The sequence below is a fragment of the Mycolicibacter sinensis genome (assembly GCF_001667945.1).
Lineage (GTDB): Bacteria > Actinomycetota > Actinomycetes > Mycobacteriales > Mycobacteriaceae > Mycobacterium > Mycobacterium sinense_B.
Window position 1 is genome coordinate 1 of the sequence record NZ_LZJK01000168.1, and the last position, 15401, is coordinate 15401.

Genomic DNA, 15401 nt, shown 5'->3' on the forward strand with positions numbered 1-15401 from the left:
GGGGTCGTACTGGCCGAGGATGCCCGAGGAGACGAACGCCAGCAGCGCACCGGTCTGCGCGCCGGCCAGCCGGCCGCTGATGAACCCGACGGACTTCTCGGTGCCGCCGGTCATCAACCGCATCGACTCGGCGGCGGCAGCGATCCACTGCGGCCGATCCAGGACGCGCGCCTCGGGCACCGGGCCGCCGACACCGAGCCCGGTCACCTCACGCACCAGCGGTTCGGCAGCCGCAGCGCTGCGGTGCAGGTCGCCGATCACCTGCTCGCGGGTGTAGTCGGTCATCGGCGGCGCCGGACGCGCCAGCCAGCTGCCGACCGTCGCGGCGAACCCCCAGTCCACCGCGCGCCCGATGTCGAGCTCGGTCATCCGCATCCGCAGGTCCGCAGCACCGCGGCCAGCGCGTCGATCGCGGTGCGCCCGGTCGGCCCGGCATCGTTGGAGATGAACGCGAACGTCAGCACCCGGCGGTCGCGGTCGGTCACGATCCCGGCCAGCGCGTTGGTGCGGGTCAGCGAGCCGGTCTTGGCGCGCAGCCAGCCGGCCGCCCCGCGCCCGGTCTTCGGGTTGAGGAACCGATCGGACAAGGTGCCGCTGCCACCGGCGACCGGCAGCATGTCCAGCAGTGGCCGCAGCTCCGGCTGGTCCGGACCGGCCGCCGCCTGTACCACCGCGTCCAGCGTGCGCGCCGTCAACCGGTCGTCGACGGACAGCCCGCTGGAGTCCATCAGCGTGGCCCCGCTGACCGCGATGTGGGCGGTGGCCAGCCGGTTGGTCACCGCGTCGACGGCACCGGCGAAAGACCGCGGCCGGCCCATCGCCGCCGCCACCTCCCGGCCGATGCACTCGGCCATCACGTTGTCCGAGGCGTTCATCATCTCGCCCAGCCGCACCACCAGCGGCGCCGAGGAGACCGCGCCCAGTTCGCGTCCGGTCACCGACGCGGTCGCGATGCTGACCTTGTCGGTGTCGACACCGAGCGCAGCGGCCAGCGCCTGCCCGGCGTCCAGCGCCGGGGTCAGCGAGCGCCGGGACTCCACGGTGGTCGGCTGGATGCGGCCGCCGTCGACCATCACCGACTCGATCGGGGCGATGTCGCCGCCGTCGATGTCGTCGGGATCCCAGCCCGGTGCCATGCTCGGGCCGCTGAACGCCGACGTGTCGACCTGGATCTCGGTGGGCGTCACCCCGCTGCGGCGGACCTGGTCGGCCAGGTCGCTGATCCGGGCCGCCTCGCGGTACCAGGTGTCCTGCCCGACGTCGGCGGTGGACAGGGTCGGGTCGCCGCCGCCGACCAGCACCACCACGCCGGGCTGGTCACCGGTGATCACCCGGGTGGTGACCCGGGCGCCGAGGTCGAGCGCCAGCAGCGCGGCCGCCGCGGTGAGCACCTTGTTGGTCGACGCCGGCTGCATCGGCAGGTCTTCCTGCTGCGTCCACAGCGCCTTGCCGGTCAGCGCGTCGGTGATCCGGCCGGTGAGCCGGCCCAGGTTGGGGTCGGCCAGCGCAGCCGACATCGCTGCCGCCAGGGCGCTGCCGGTCGGGATCGGGGCGTCGTCGCCGACCGGCACCACCCCTGGTTGGGCGGTCGCCATCGGCGCCGGCGGCACGGCGTGTGCACCGGCACCGGACTCGTCGGGGAGCACGACCACGGCCACTGCCACCACGGCGGCGGCCAGCGCCAGTACCGCGGCCGCAATGCCCAGATGGGTCCTGCTGTGTCGCCACCGAGTGGAGTCCATGTCTCTCCTGCCTGTCGGGGCCAATTGTGCCGGACGGGCAGGGTCGGAGCATGATTCCGGCCCGCTCTAGACTGTGCGGCGTGCAATTCGACGTGACCATCGAAATCCCCAAGGGCCAGCGCAACAAGTACGAGGTCGACCACGCCACCGGGCGGGTCAAACTCGACCGCTACCTGTACACGCCGATGGGCTACCCCACCGACTACGGCTTCATCGAGGACACCCTCGGCGAGGACGGCGACCCGCTGGACGCCATGGTGCTGCTGCCCCAGTCGGTGTTCCCCGGGGTGATCGTCGAGGCGCGCCCGGTCGGCATGTTCCGGATGACCGACGAGGCCGGCGGCGACGACAAGGTGCTGTGCGTGCCGGCCGGTGACCACCGCTGGGACCACATCGCCGACATCGGCGACGTTGCGTCGCACGAACTGGACGCGATCAAGCACTTCTTCGTGCACTACAAGGACCTCGAGCCGGGCAAGTTCGTCAAGGCCGCCGACTGGGTGGGCCGCGCCGAGGCCGAAGCCGAGGTCTCCCGTTCGATCGAACGGTTCAAGACCTCGGGTCACTGATCCGGCGGTTCAGCGCTTAATCCGGGCGCCGGGCGAACACCTGCAGCAGCAGACCGAGCTGGGCGTCGAACACCGCCCGCGGTTGCGTCAGCGTGTCGGCGCCGTACCCGCCGAACACTTCCAGGCTGATCGCGCCGACTACGGCGGCCCACAGCAGGAAGCATTTCGCGACGACCGCGTCGTCGCCGGCGAAGCCGAATTCCTCGCGAACCCGGCCGAAATCCGCTGACAACGGTTGCGCCGCAACGCGGTTCACCGAGGCGATCGCTCCGGCGGCGATGCCGTCGGCGACCGCGTCGAAGAACGCGCGTACGACTCGGGTGCCCGGGGCGACGGTGCGTTCAGCCGGCGCGTGATAACCCGGAACCGGGCTGCCGTACAGCAACGCCCAGCGGGCCGGATGCTCCAGCGCCCAGTCCCGCGCGGCGTGGGCGATCGCGACGATGTCGTCGTGCCACGACGGCGCCGTCGCCGAGGTGCGGGCGGCGTCGACCGTGTCGGCCAGATCGGAATAGGCGTCCACCAGCAGCAGCGTGAGCAACTCGTCGCGACTGCTCACGTAGCGGTAGACCGCCGACGAGACCAGGCCCACCTCGCGCGCGACGGCACGCAGTGACAGCCCCGCCGCCCCGTGGGTCAACAGATGGCGCCGCCCGACCTCGATGATCTGCGCCTCGATTCGCTCCCGCGACTCCTGTCGTTTGCCCACCGGGCGAGTCTGCCAGATTCGCGAGCACTGCTCTTGTTTTTGCCGGCCGGCCGTGTCAGGATCACGGTCAAACGAGAGCGCTGCTCTCATAACGGAGGGACCGGAGATGACCATCCGATACGCCCCGCCGAGCGCCCCGGCCCGATTCGCCAACGCGATCATCCGCCGGCTCGCCGAAGCGGGGATCAGCATCGCCGGCACCCGCGCGCTCGCCGTCCGCGGCCGCAAGACCGGAAAGCCCCGCGGCGTCGTGGTCAACGTGTTGACCGTCGACGGGGTGGACTACGTCGTCGCGCCGCGCGGCGACACCGAGTGGGTCCGTAATCTGCGGGCCGCCGGCCAGGTGCAGCTCGGACCGCGGTGGCGTCCCACCCTGGCCCGGGCCACCGAAGTCGCCGACGACGTCAAGCCGGCGTTGCTGCGCGCCTACCTGCAACGGTGGTACTGGCAGGTCAAAGGGCACATGGCGGGACTGACACCGCAGTCCAGCGATGACGACCTGCGTCGTGCGGCGCCCTCGCTCCCGGTCTTCTCACTCCGGTGACGAGCTGGCCTGGATTCCACGGGTCCGGTACAAGCTGGCCGCGGTCGTCAGCACCAGGACGGCCACGATGACCGCCAGACTCGCCGGTGTGGGGATCTCCGGGACGTTGAAGTTGCGGCCGCCGTGGATGAACCACACCTCGTTGGTGCGCAGCGCGTGCAACACCATCCGCACCCCGATGAACCCCAGGATCAGGGCCAGGCCCTTGGACAGATACACGAACCGGTTCAGCAGCTTGCCGAGGATGAAGTAGAGCTGGCGCAGCCCCATCAGGGCGAATACGTTGGCGGTGAACACCAGATACGGCTGGCGGGTCAGGCCGTAGATGGCCGGAATGGAGTCCATCGCGAACACCAGATCGGTGGTGCCCAGCGCCAGCGCCACCAGGAACATCGGGGTGACGGCCCAGGACCCGCTGGAGTCCCGGACGAAGAACCGCACCCCGGCCCAGCGGTCGGTGGCGTTGAAGTGGGTGCGGGCGAACCGCACCACGAAGTTGTTGCCGCCCTCTCCCCCGCCGCCGTGGTCGCCGCCGCCGTGATCGCCGTGGCGGAGCAATTTGATCGCGGTATAGGCCATGAACGCGCCGAACAGATAGAACGTCCAGGACAACCGTTGCACGGCCACCCCGCCCAGCGCGATGAACACCGCCCGAAACGACAGCGCCAGCACGATGCCGACGAACAGCGCTTCCTGCCGGTACTTCCTGGGCACGTTGAAGCTGTTGATGATGATCACGAAGACGAACAGATTGTCCACCGACAGGCTGTACTCGGTGAGCCAGCCGGCGAAGAACTGCATGCCGTACTTCGCGCCGTGGTACCACCACACCCAGACGCCGAACGCCACCGCGAGGCTGATGTAGAACGTCAGCCGGGTCGCGACCTCGCGGATCGACGGCTCATGGACCCGGCGGGCGACCAGGAACAAGTCGAATCCGAGTACCGCGGCCAGCCCCGCGAACGTCACCAGCCATTCCAACAGCGACGGGTCCACTGGTGGGCCTCCCGTCGTTGAGCGTTGTCGGTGGGGCTGGGGCCACCTGGATTCAAGGGACGTCCGACCGTACCCCGCACCCCGCTTAGTATTTTCGCCGTGGTGACCGATATCGGGGGTACCGGAGTCCCCAGCGGGCTGCCCGCCGGCCCCGTCACCCGCGCCAGTGTGGCCCGGGTCGGCACCGCGACACTGCTCAGCGCCCTGTGCGGCTACGCCGTGCTGTACCTGGCGGCACGCGACCTGGACCCGGCCGGCTTCTCGGTGTTCAGCGTGTTCTGGGGGGCCTTCGGCCTGGTCGCCGGCGCCGCCAATGGCCTGTTGCAGGAAACCACCCGGGAGGTCCGCTTCGCCCGGGACGTCGGACCCTCGGCGCGGCACACCCGGCCGCTGTGGGTGGCCGGGCTGGCCGGCGTGGTCGCGGCCGGGCTGGTCGCCGGAAGCTCGCCGCTGTGGAGCAACCATGTGTTCGTCGAGGCGCGCTGGCTATCGGTGGGGCTGCTGTGCTTCGGGCTGGCCAACTTCGCCGTGCACGCCACCCTGCTCGGCACGCTGGCCGGCACCAACCGGTGGACCCAGTACGGGGCGTTGATGGTGACCGACGCGGCGATCCGGGTGGCGGTCGCCGCCGCGACGTTCGTCATCGGCTGGGGTCTGATCGGGTTCTTGTGGGCCACCGTCGCCGGCGCGGTGGCCTGGCTGCTGCTGCTGGCCACCTCTGCCGCGGCCCGGTCGGCAGCGCGGCTGCTGACCCCGGTCGGCACCGCGGACTTCCTGCGCGGAGCGGCGCATTCGATCACCGCGGCCGGCGCCAGCGCGATCCTGGTGATGGGTTTTCCGGTGCTGTTGCAGGCCACCTCCGGCGAACTGGGCGCCGAGGGCGGCGTGGTGATCCTGGCGGTGACCGTGACACGGGCACCGCTGCTGGTGCCGCTGACCGCCTTGCAGGGCAACCTGATCGCGCACTTCGTCGATCAGCGCGGGCGGCGGCTACGGGCGCTGAGCACGCCGGCGATCACCATCGCCGCGCTGGGCGCCGCCGGCGCGGTGGCCGCCGGTCTGGTCGGTCCGTGGCTGCTGCGCACGGTGTTCGGCGCGGACTACACCACCGGCGGACTGCTGCTGGCCGGCCTGACCGCCGGGGCGACCGCGATCGCGTTGTTGACGCTCACGGGTGCGGCAACAGTGGCCGCGGCGCTGCACCGCGCTTACGCGCTGGGCTGGGTGGGCGCGACGGTGGCATCCACGCTGCTGTTGCTGCTGCCGCTGGACCTGTCGACTCGAACCGTGGTCGCGCTGCTGTGCGGACCGCTGGTGGGAATCGGTGTGCATCTGACCGCGCTGCGCGCGGCTCCCTGAGTCGCGGCACGGCCCGGCTACGCCGGTGCAGGCGTGCCCACGTGTATTTTTTAGGCATCGATACCAGGTCAACCAGCCGTTACCCCGACGCCTGGATCATCGTCCCGGCCTTCGGTGAGGCAGCCGTCATCGGCGACGTGATCGCCGGCATCCGGTCGGTTTTCTCGTCGGTGGTCTGCGTGGATGACGGCAGCACCGACGACACCGCCGCGATCGCCCGGCGCGCCGGCGCCTACGTCGTGCGCCATCCGGTCAATCTCGGTCAGGGCGCGGCCATCCAGACCGGGGTGGAATTCGCCCGCCGGCAACCCAGCGCCCGGCTGTTCGCCACCTTCGACGCCGACGGCCAGCACCAGGTCGCCGACGTGGTGCGCATGATCGAGCGTCTCGACACCGCGGACCTCGACATCGTGATCGGCAGCCGGTTCGCCGCACCCCAGGCAGCCAGCGCGGTCCCGCCACTCAAACGCCTGGTGTTGCAGACCGCGGTGTTGCTGAACCCGCGGATCCGCCGGCTGGGGCTCTCCGACGCCCACAACGGCCTGCGGGTGTTCAACCGGCGAGTCGCCGACCGGCTCGACCTGACCATGACCGGGATGAGCCACGCCGGGGAGTTCATCGCGCTGATCGCCGAAAACGGTTGGCGGGTCGGCGAAGAGCCGGTCGAAGTGCTCTACACCGACTACTCCAAGTCGAAGGGCCAGCCGCTGCTCAACGGCGTCAACATCATGTTCGACGGAATGCTGCGCAAGAGGATGTCGCGATGAACTGGATCAAGGTGCTGCTGATCGCCGCGGTGATCGCACTGTTGATCTACCTGCTGCTGTCACGGCGGTCCGCGCAGTCCCGGGCCTGGGTGAAGGTCGGTTACCTGGTGTTCGTGGTCGCCGGCATCTATGCGGTGCTGCGCCCGGACGACACCACCGTGGTGGCCAACTGGGTCGGGGTGCGCCGCGGCACCGACCTGATGCTCTACGTCCTGATCATCGCGTTCGCGTTCACCACCTTGAGCACCTACATGCGGTTCCGCGACCTGGAACTGCGCTTCGCCCGGCTGGCCCGGGTGGTGGCGCTGGCCGACGCCCAACCGCCGCAGGAACCGCCTGAATCACAGTAATTCGGCGGCAGTTGGCCGACCCGTAACAATCGGTTTGCCCGCCGTCCTGCTGCAGCCGTCACTCTGGGGCTCATGAAGGCGACCGAAATCCTGGCGGATCCACTGGTCGAAGTCACCGCACAGCTCCTGACCGTGCCGGTCATCGAGTTGTACGCCCTGCTGTGGCGCGCCGGCGTGCTGGAGGTACACCATGCCGCGCCGAGGTACCCGGACGCCGATCTGCGGCCGCTGCGCCCGGCCGGCTGATTCGGTGACGAGGCGCCTCAGCGCACCACTTCCAGTTTCGGCTTCTTGGCGGCGGTCTTCGCCGTGGCTTTCTTGGCCGGGGTCTTTTGGGCCGGGGTCTTTTGAGCCGGGGTCTTTTGGGCCGGGGTCTTCTTCGGGGTGGCTTTCTTGGCCGGGGCTTTCTTGGCCGGAGCCTTCTTTGCGGCAGCCTTCGTCGCGGTCTTCTGCGCGGGGGCCGCTGCCAGCTGCGTGACGGGGACCTCGAGGGAAGCCTGCGCCGGGGTGTCGGTCGCGTGCGTCGTCCACCGGCTCGCCACGGCCACCGCGGCGGTGGCCGCCGCGGCCGTGCCCAGAGCCTGTGCCCAACCGATCGGGCCGACCGGCGTGCAGCCGAGCAGCTGGCTGACGCCCGGGGTGGTGACGATCGCGGCGAACACCGCGAACGACCCGGCCGCGGTGAGCAGCACCAGCGGCGCCCGGGAATCGACCACGGTTTGGCCCAGTTCGGTGGAGACCAACGAGATCAGCGCCACCGTGGAGGCCCGCTGCGGCGTGCCGGTCACCGAGGCCATTCCCCAGGCGGCGGTGCCCGCAGCCGCCGTGACCCCGCCACGGAACGCCACGGCACGCCAGAGTTTCCGCTCGTCGAGACCGCGGACCGCGCCGCCGATCGGGCCCGCCGGGGTGCTGACCGCAACCGCGGTGGCCGGCAACGCGTCGGTCAACGTGTTCATCAGCAGCAGCTGCCGGGTGTTCAGCGGCGAGTTGCCAGTGACCGCCGTGCCGATGACCGAGAAGATCACTTCGCCGGCATTGCCACCGAGCAGCCCCGAGATCGCCCGCTGCACGCCGTTCCACAGCCGGCGACCCTCGTCGATCGCATCGATCAGCGCCCCGATCTTGCCGTCGGTGAGCACCACGTCGGCGGTGGCGTGCGCCGAGTCGCTGCCGTGGGCGACGACACCGAGCCCGACGGTCGCGGCGCGAATCGCGGCGGCGTCATTGGCGCCGTCACCCACCATCGCCGACACTCGGCCGGCGCGCTCGAGGGTCTGGACGATCTGCACCTTGTTCTCCGGCGACATCCGGGCGAAGATCACCCGCTCGCAGACCACACGCTCTTGTTCCTTGCGGTCCAACGCATTCCACTCCGAGCCGGTGATGACCTGCTCGGCGTCGACGGTGACACCCATCTCGGCGGCGATCGCGGTCGCCGTGATCGGGTGGTCGCCGGTGATCATCCGGATGTCCACCCCGCGGGCAGCCAGATCGGCCAGCAGCTGCGGGGCATCGGCCCGGGGGGTGTCGGCCAAGCCGAGGAAGCCGATCAGCGTCAACCCCGAACCGGCCACCTCGACGATTCGCTCGGACTCCGCCACGACCGTGCGCGCCTGCGCGGCGGTCAGCGTGCCCTGCGCCACCGCGATCACCCGCAGACCCTGGGCCGCCATCGCGGCCACCTGCTGCTGCGCCTCCCCACCGGCGTTGCCGCAAGCCGCCAGCACCACCTCCGGTGCGCCCTTGACTAGCAGCTCCGTTCCCAGCACGGAGGCTGAGAACGCCCGGCCCGACCGGAACGGCAGGTGAGCGTCGGGTTCGATCCAGCTGCGGGCGCCGGGCGCGGCCGCCGCGCCCTCGACAATGGCCTGGTCGGTGGCGTGCGCGTGCGCCGCGCCGTCGGGTGCCGGTGCCGCCTGCGCCGCGGTGCCGAGCACGTCATCGGCGGAATACCCGGGCAGCGGGCGCACCGTGGTGACCCGCAGCCGGTTCTCCGACAGCGTTCCAGTCTTGTCGAAGCACACCACGTCGACCCGGCCGAGCGCCTCCACCGAGCGCGGGATCCGCACCAGCGCACCGGATTTGCTCAGCCGCTGCGACGACGAGTGCTGAGCCAGGGTCGCCATCAGCGGCATCCCCTCCGGGACCGCGGCGATCGCCACCGCGATCGCATTGCCCAGCGCCTGACGCAGTCCGCCCTGGCGCAGCAGGCCCAGCGCGCCGACCGCCACACCGCCGGCGGCACTGACCGGGAAGGTCCGGTACATCAGCTGCGACAGGTGGTGCTGCAAGCCGACCTCGGGTAGCTCCCCGGAGGCCAGTTCGGAGGCCCGGCGGGTCTGGGTGTCGGCGCCCACGGCGGTCACCATGGCCAGCGCCTTCCCGGCGATCACGGTGGTGCCCGCATAGAGCATGGAGCTGCGCTCGGCCAGTTCGGCGCCCGGCGTGGGTTCGAGCTGCTTGCCGACCGACAGCGATTCGCCGGTCAGCGACGACTCGTCGACCTCGACGTCGGTCTCCTCGATCAGGCGGGCGTCGGCGGGTACCACCTCGTTGCTGCGCACCTCGATCACGTCACCGGGCAGCAGTTGTTCGGCGACGATCTCGTGGTAGTGCCGCGTGCCGTCGGCACCGGTCAGCACGACACGGGCCGGCGGGGCCTGCTGGGCCAGCAGGATGTTCAACCGGCTCTCGGCCCGCAGCCGCTGGTAGGCCGCCAGCATGGCGTTGCCGGTGAGCACCGTGCCGACCATGACGGCGTCGATCGGCGAACCCAACATGGCGGTCGCCGCCGAACACAGCGCCAGGATCGGGGTCATCGGGTCCGACAATTCGGCGCGCACGGCGTGCACAAACGGCCAGAACATGCCCTGCGACGCCGTCTCGGCCGGTGCCCGCTCAGTAAGCGGTATCAGCTGCTCCGGGGTCAGCAGTTCGCGCACCTGCTCGACCGACATGGCGTGCCACTCGTAGGCCGGGGCGGGCTTGGGCGCCTGAGCGCGCAGCACCCGTCGAGCGAGCAGATAGCCCGACAGCATGCCGGCGCCTGCGCCGACGGTCACCGGGCCAGGACCGCGGCCTTGCCCGGCCCCCAGACCGGGAATCGTCGCCCGGACGCCGCGAACCAGCAGCAGCCCGGCGATCGTGGAGGCGCCGATCGAGATCGCGACACCGCGCTCGCTGGCCTCCCGCGCCGCCGGGAGCGCACGCAGCACCTGCCATGCGCCGGCCAGGTCGGCCAGCAGCAGATCTGCGTAGAAGGGGGGTGCGGTGTCTGCGTCGGCCTCCGGCATGACACCCAGCGCCACGTCGGCCGACGCCAGCGCCTGCGCCGCAGCGCAGGACAGCACCGCGACGGTGCGACCGGCCTGCTGCAGGTCGGTGACCGCCGCGGCCAACGCCGCGTCGAGGCCGCCGTCGGCGGGCCGGATGTCGTCGAAGCCGGGGCGCAGCTCGCCGAGGATGTCGGTGTCCACCGTGACCAGTTCTGCTCCAGAAGCCCGCGCTTCGAGCACCACCGCCGAGGCCAGCGCGTGGTGCGCCGGCAGAATGAGCGCCTCTACCGCGTCCGTGCGACGGGAGCTCATGCGCGGTACCCGGTGCCAGCCCGGGCGCAGGCCCGGCTTGTCGAGCAGGCTCTGCGCGTGGCGCCAGGCCAGCGGCAGCTCGTGTTCGCCGGCGCCGCGGATCTGCATCACCCGGCGCTGTTCACCGGCCAGCACCCGCGGGTCGATGAGCACCGTGTCGATCTTGTCGAGTCGGCGCAGGGCCTCCGGCCGCAGCGGCAGCGCCCCGTGCGCGTCGGCCAGCCCCTGGCCCAGGGTCGCCGCGAACGACTCGCAGCTGGTGCGCACCGCTTTCGGTGAAGCCGCCAGGATCGCACTGGAGGTCATGTCCAGGTTGCGGGTGAGCGCGCCCACCACACCGGCCCCGACCACCTGGGCCAGCGCCGTGCGTTTCATGTGGCGTTCGACCGCGCCGTCCGGCCGCGGGATCGGCCGTTGAGCGGCATACACCTCGGGGTGGTCGGCATAGCGGGCCAGCTCGGGCTCGTAGCGGCTCCACGCCAACGCGCCGGCGCGCGACTCGGCGGCCTTGAGGCCCTCCACCATCAGGTCCACCGCGAGGATCGCCGGGGACATGGTGATGACGTGCGAGCCGAGCGAGGCCAGCGAGAGCACCGTGTCGGTCTTTGCCGGCCCGATCCGGCTTTCCAACAGGTTCCGGACCAGCGGCTGGTAGCGGGCCACCGACGCCGCGGCATCGAAGATCTTCGGCGCGGCCGGCCAGCGCAGCACACTGCCCGCGGTCGCGATCGCCAGTCCCACGGCGTTGGCGCCGACCATCGCGCCCTTGGCGGCCAGCAGCAGCCCGTCGCCCGGCAGTGCCGCGGTCTCGGTCGCGCTCAGCTCGGCGCCCCGCTCGACGGCCTCCACTGCGGCGCACAGGTCGGCCAGCGATGTCGCCTGGCCATTCTCGTCGTCGATCCCGACGACCACCCGCGACAGCGGACGGTTCAGCCGCACCGAGGTGACTCCGGGCCGGTCCTGCAAGGCTTCCACCACCGCGGCCCCGAGATCTCCGTGACCGCCCTGCTCATCGAGCCCGCGGACTTCGATCCAGGCACGGCCGGCACCGCGCCAGCTACGCCGGCTGGTCAGGTCGGAGCGTTCGCCGGCCAGGATTTTGGCGCCTTCGCGCAAGGGGATGGCGGCGAGGTCGAGGCTGGCCCCCAGAACCGACGTTGCCGCCGAGCCGACGGCGTCCAGACCGACACGGCCGATCGAGAACACGTCCATGGATTGCCTCCAGCGTCATTGATGCGCTGGAGGTCTCTTCCGCCGATCACCGGCCCACAGCACCGGTCGTCCGATGACGGGCGACGAGATGACGACACTGCAGCGAAGGAATACTCCCCTCCGTCGAGGAAGTATGCCACACAAGTTCAGGCGGACTTCACCTGCCGGAAATATGCCACCGTGCGCGCCACCCCGTCGGCCAGCTCGACCTGCGGCTGCCAACCCAGCACCTGGCGCGCCCGGTCGATGTCCAGACAGGACCGCTTCAGGTCGCCCAGCCGGGGCGGGTGGAACTCCGGGTCGTCGGGTGCGCCGACCGCGGCGGCCACCGCCGAATGCAGTTGCCGGTCCGAGGTTTCCACCCCGGTGCCGACGTTGAACCGCTGCCCGTCGCCGTCCGGGCCGGCCGCTCGCACGAAGGCGTCCACCACGTCGTCGACGAACACGTAGTCGCGGGTGTTGGAGCCGTCCCCGAAGACCTTGGTGGGCCTGCCCTCGAGCAGTGCCTGGGCGAAGATCGCCACCACGCCGGCCTCGCCGTGCGGATCTTGGCGGGGGCCGTAGACGTTGGCCGGCGCGATGTGCGAACACTGCAGGCCGTAGAGGCGCCGGAAGGTGTTGAGGTAGATCTCCCCGGCCACCTTGCCGGCGGCGTACGGCGACGCCGGGTCGGTGGGCTCGTCTTCACTGGTGGGGTAGCGCGGGGGGGTGCCGTAGATCGACCCGCCCGAGGAGGTGTGCACGAGCTTGCGAACCCCGGCGGCGCGGGCCGCTTCGGCGAGCCGGATCGTCCCGAGCACATTCACCGAGGCATCGAACTGTGGGTCCGCCACCGAATGGCGCACGTCGATCTGGGCGGCCAGGTGAAAGATCACCTCGGGGCGATACCGCGCCAGCAGCTCACCCAGGTCGGCGGTGACGATGTCGGCCTCGACGAAGCTGAAGTCGGCGTCGCCGGTCAGGTGCTCGATGTTGGTCGCCCGCCCGGTGGCGAAATTGTCCAGCCCGACCACCGGGTGCCCGTCCGCCCGCAGGCGGTCGACCAGCGTCGATCCGATGAATCCGGCTGCTCCGGTGACCAGTGCTCGCACCGGGCCACCATACCGGCAGGTAAGAAAGACCAATGCGCACCCGGATGACCGCCCCGCCCTGGGCCTTACTCGTGGCGGTGGCGCTGATCGGCGCGCAGCTGGTGGTCCGGGCGGTGGTGGCGTTCGGCGGCTACTTCTACTGGGACGACCTGATCCTGATCGGCCGGGCCGGCACCCACGACCTGTGGTCACCGGCATATCTGTTCGACGACCACGACGGTCACGTGATGCCCGGAGCGTATCTGGTCGCCGGGGCGCTGAGCCGGGTGTGGCCGTTGCAGTGGGCGGCGCCGGCGGCCAGCCTGGTGGTGCTGCAGCTGCTGGCATCGTTGGCGCTGCTGCGGGCGCTGTGGGTGATTCTGGGCTGGCGACCGGTGCTGCTGATCCCGCTGACGTTCGCGCTGTTCTGCCCGCTGGGCCTGCCGGCGTTCGCGTGGTGGGCGGCGGCCTTGAACTCCCTGCCCATGCTGACGGCGCTGGCCTGGGTCTGCGCCGACGCGATTCTGTTGGCGCGCACCGGAAACCGGCGCTACGCGCTCACCGGCACGCTGACCTACGCCGGCGGTCTGCTGTTCTTCGAGAAGGCCGCGGTGATCCCGTTCGTCGCCTTTACCGTGGCGGCGCTGCTGCGCTATGTCGCCGGTGAGCGACCGGGGGGCGCGCTCGCGCAGGCCTGGCGGGCCGGGGCCCGGCTGTGGGCGGCGACGCTGGTGGTGACCGCGGGCTGGATCGGGGTCTACCTGGCGGTGGTCAACCAGAAGCGGTGGAGCTTCGATCTGCACATGACCCGCGAGCTGCTGCTGCGCTCGATCACCCACGGCATCGTCCCGAGCCTGGCCGGTGGCCCGTGGACGTGGGCGCGGTGGGCGCCGGCCTCGCCGTGGGCGCTGCCGGGCCCGCTGGTGATGACGCTGGGCTGGCTGGTGCTGGCGGGGCTGCTGGCGGTGTCGCTGGTGCGCAAGCACCGGCTGATGCCGGTGTGGCTGGTCGCGGCCGGCTACGCCGCGGCCTGCCAGGTGCCGATCTATCTGATGCGCTCCTCGGCGTTCACCGCGCTGGAACTGGCGCAGACCCTGCGCTACCTGGCCGACCTGGTCGTGGTGCTGGCGATGCTGGCCGCGGTCGGGTTGTGTGCGCCCAACCGGGAGTCATCGCGGTGGCTGAACGCCTCGCCGTTGCGCACCGTGGCGGTGACCGGCCTGGCGGTGGCCTTCACCGCCAGCAGCCTGTACTCGACGGTGACGTTCCTGGCCCGGTGGCGCGACGACCCGGCCCGCTCCTATCTGCAGAACGCCCGCGGGGCCCTGTCCGCGGCCCGCGCCGACTCGGATGCGCCACTGCTCGATCAAGAGGTCGACCCGCTGGTGCTGCAGCGCGTCGTCTACCCGGAGAACCTGGCCAGTCACCTGTTCGCACTGGTGCGTGACCGGCCGGAGTTCGCTTCGGCGACAACGCGGTTACGGATGCTCACCAGCGCGGGGACGCTGACCGACGCGCAGGTGACCTGGGTTCGGTCGATTGTGCCCGGGCCGGTGCCGCGCTGCGGGTATCTGGTGCAGCCGGACCTGCCGGCCACCCTGGGGCTCGATGGCCCGCTGCTGCCGGCCGACTGGACGGCCGAGATCAACTACCTGGCCAACGTCGACGGGTCGATGACGCTGGCGCTCTCCGACGGCCCCCAGGTGCGGGTGCGGGTGCGCCCCGGACTCAATCGGGTCTACGTGCGGCTTCCCGGCGCCGGCTACCGCCTCACCGCACGCGCCGATACCGCGGCCCTGTCGGTGTGTATCGCCGCCGGCCCCGTCGGCTATGTCGCGCCGCGGTAGGGCGATCGGAGAAGCGCAGATATGCGTTTCGTATGAGTCTCGGCGCTGAAGTTGCCCGGCCGGTGCGGCCGAAAATACCTTCGGATATCGGCGATTTGAGGAGTAGCCGATGAATTTTGCAGCGTTGCCGCCTGAGGTCAACTCTGCGCTGATGTATTCCGGGGCCGGCTCCGGCCCCATCCGCGCCGCCGCAAGCGCCTGGAAAGCCATGGCCGCCGAACTGGAAACCGCAGCCAACTCCTACCGCGCCGTCATCGCCGGACTCACCGACGAAACCTGGCAAGGCCCCGCCGCCACCGCCATGGCCGCCGCCGCAGCCCCCTACGCCGCCTGGATGAGCACCACCGCCGCCCAAGCCGCCCACGCAGGCACCCAAGCCAGCACCGCCGCAGCCGCCTACGAAACCGCCTTCGCCATGACCGTCCCGCCACCGGTCATCGCCGCCAACCGCACCCAACTAGCCACCCTGATCGCCACCAACCTCCTCGGCCAAAACACCGCCGCCATCGCCGCCAACGAAGCCCTCTACGCCGACATGTGGGCCCAAGACGCCACCGCCATGTACGGCTACGCCAGCACCGCCGCCCTCGAAGGGGGCGATGCTGTCCACCTCGACGACCGCGACCAACAAGTCCAGCAACAAGCC

At 70.9% G+C, this 15401-nt stretch carries 14 protein-coding genes; 8 read left to right on the forward strand and 6 right to left on the reverse strand.

Going from position 1 to position 15401, the window contains the following annotated elements:
- Nucleotides 1-369, reverse strand: a 369-nt coding sequence (locus A5694_RS22125; RefSeq protein WP_207516077.1) for a zinc-dependent metalloprotease, incomplete at its 3' end; no start/stop codon positions are given.
- Entirely contained in the window at nt 366-1742 is a 1377-nt protein-coding gene (gene dacB / locus A5694_RS22130) for a D-alanyl-D-alanine carboxypeptidase/D-alanyl-D-alanine endopeptidase (RefSeq protein ID WP_064924446.1), read from the reverse strand. The genes dacB and A5694_RS22125, both read right to left, overlap by 4 nt.
- A gap of 80 nt (nt 1743-1822) precedes the next feature.
- Here dacB and A5694_RS22135 point away from each other — a divergent pair, with 80 nt between their 5' ends.
- Nucleotides 1823-2311 (forward strand): inorganic diphosphatase, encoded by a 489-nt coding sequence (locus A5694_RS22135; RefSeq protein ID WP_064924447.1) that lies wholly within the window; start codon nt 1823-1825, stop codon nt 2309-2311.
- Between the two features lie 16 nt (nt 2312-2327).
- Here A5694_RS22135 and A5694_RS22140 read toward each other — a convergent pair whose 3' ends face one another.
- Nucleotides 2328-3020 carry a TetR/AcrR family transcriptional regulator gene (locus tag A5694_RS22140; RefSeq protein WP_064924448.1) on the reverse strand — a complete coding sequence of 231 codons (693 nt, stop codon included), beginning with the start codon at nt 3018-3020 and terminating at the stop codon, nt 2328-2330.
- A 106-nt stretch (nt 3021-3126) separates the two neighbouring features.
- On the opposite strand from A5694_RS22140, the gene A5694_RS22145 reads away from it, so the two are divergent.
- Nucleotides 3127-3564, forward strand: coding sequence for a nitroreductase/quinone reductase family protein (locus A5694_RS22145; RefSeq protein ID WP_064924449.1), 438 nt, complete (start codon nt 3127-3129; stop codon nt 3562-3564).
- Here the strand turns inward: A5694_RS22145 and A5694_RS22150 are convergent.
- A complete protein-coding gene (locus A5694_RS22150; RefSeq protein ID WP_064924450.1) occupies nt 3553-4560 on the reverse strand; it encodes a TerC/Alx family metal homeostasis membrane protein in 1008 nt (335 codons plus the stop codon). The two genes, A5694_RS22145 and A5694_RS22150, sit on opposite strands and share 12 nt — an antisense overlap.
- A 102-nt stretch (nt 4561-4662) precedes the next feature.
- On the opposite strand from A5694_RS22150, the gene A5694_RS22155 reads away from it, so the two are divergent.
- From A5694_RS22155 to A5694_RS24260, 4 genes are all read left to right on the forward strand, one after another.
- Complete coding sequence (locus A5694_RS22155) at nt 4663-5919, forward strand: hypothetical protein (protein ID WP_064924455.1); 1257 nt, start codon at nt 4663-4665, stop codon at nt 5917-5919.
- 41 nt (nt 5920-5960) lie between these two features.
- Nucleotides 5961-6686 (forward strand): glycosyltransferase family 2 protein, encoded by a 726-nt coding sequence (locus A5694_RS22160; RefSeq protein WP_064924451.1) that lies wholly within the window; start codon nt 5961-5963, stop codon nt 6684-6686.
- Nucleotides 6683-7036 carry a DUF2304 domain-containing protein gene (locus A5694_RS22165; protein ID WP_064924452.1) on the forward strand — a complete coding sequence of 118 codons (354 nt, stop codon included), beginning with the start codon at nt 6683-6685 and terminating at the stop codon, nt 7034-7036. Before A5694_RS22160 ends, A5694_RS22165 begins: the two co-directional genes overlap by 4 nt.
- 72 nt (nt 7037-7108) lie before the next feature.
- Nucleotides 7109-7282, forward strand: a complete 174-nt coding sequence (locus A5694_RS24260; protein WP_165604299.1) for an Rv1535 domain-containing protein — start codon at nt 7109-7111, stop codon at nt 7280-7282.
- Between the two features lie 17 nt (nt 7283-7299).
- Here A5694_RS24260 and A5694_RS22170 read toward each other — a convergent pair whose 3' ends face one another.
- Both A5694_RS22170 and A5694_RS22175 read right to left on the reverse strand, forming a co-directional pair.
- Entirely contained in the window at nt 7300-11838 is a 4539-nt protein-coding gene (locus A5694_RS22170) for a cation-translocating P-type ATPase (protein WP_064924453.1), read from the reverse strand.
- Nucleotides 11839-11984: 146 nt separating this feature from the next.
- Nucleotides 11985-12929, reverse strand: coding sequence for an NAD-dependent epimerase/dehydratase family protein (locus A5694_RS22175; protein WP_064924454.1), 945 nt, complete (start codon nt 12927-12929; stop codon nt 11985-11987).
- A 44-nt stretch (nt 12930-12973) separates the two neighbouring features.
- On the opposite strand from A5694_RS22175, the gene A5694_RS22180 reads away from it, so the two are divergent.
- Both A5694_RS22180 and A5694_RS22185 read left to right on the forward strand, forming a co-directional pair.
- Nucleotides 12974-14755, forward strand: coding sequence for a hypothetical protein (locus A5694_RS22180; RefSeq protein WP_064924456.1), 1782 nt, complete (start codon nt 12974-12976; stop codon nt 14753-14755).
- A gap of 109 nt (nt 14756-14864) precedes the next feature.
- On the forward strand, nt 14865-15401 hold a 537-nt coding region (locus A5694_RS22185), incomplete at its 3' end, for a PPE family protein (RefSeq protein ID WP_234787883.1).

Coding starts and splice junctions, on each gene's coding strand:
- A5694_RS24260 (WP_165604299.1), top strand. CDS start 7,109: ATGAAGGCGACCGAAATCCTGGCGGATCCACTGGTCGAAGTCACCGCA.
- A5694_RS22165 (WP_064924452.1), top strand. CDS start 6,683: ATGAACTGGATCAAGGTGCTGCTGATCGCCGCGGTGATCGCACTGTTG.
- A5694_RS22145 (WP_064924449.1), top strand. CDS start 3,127: ATGACCATCCGATACGCCCCGCCGAGCGCCCCGGCCCGATTCGCCAAC.
- dacB (WP_064924446.1), bottom strand. CDS start 1,742: ATGGACTCCACTCGGTGGCGACACAGCAGGACCCATCTGGGCATTGCG.
- A5694_RS22180 (WP_064924456.1), top strand. CDS start 12,974: ATGACCGCCCCGCCCTGGGCCTTACTCGTGGCGGTGGCGCTGATCGGC.
- A5694_RS22170 (WP_064924453.1), bottom strand. CDS start 11,838: ATGGACGTGTTCTCGATCGGCCGTGTCGGTCTGGACGCCGTCGGCTCG.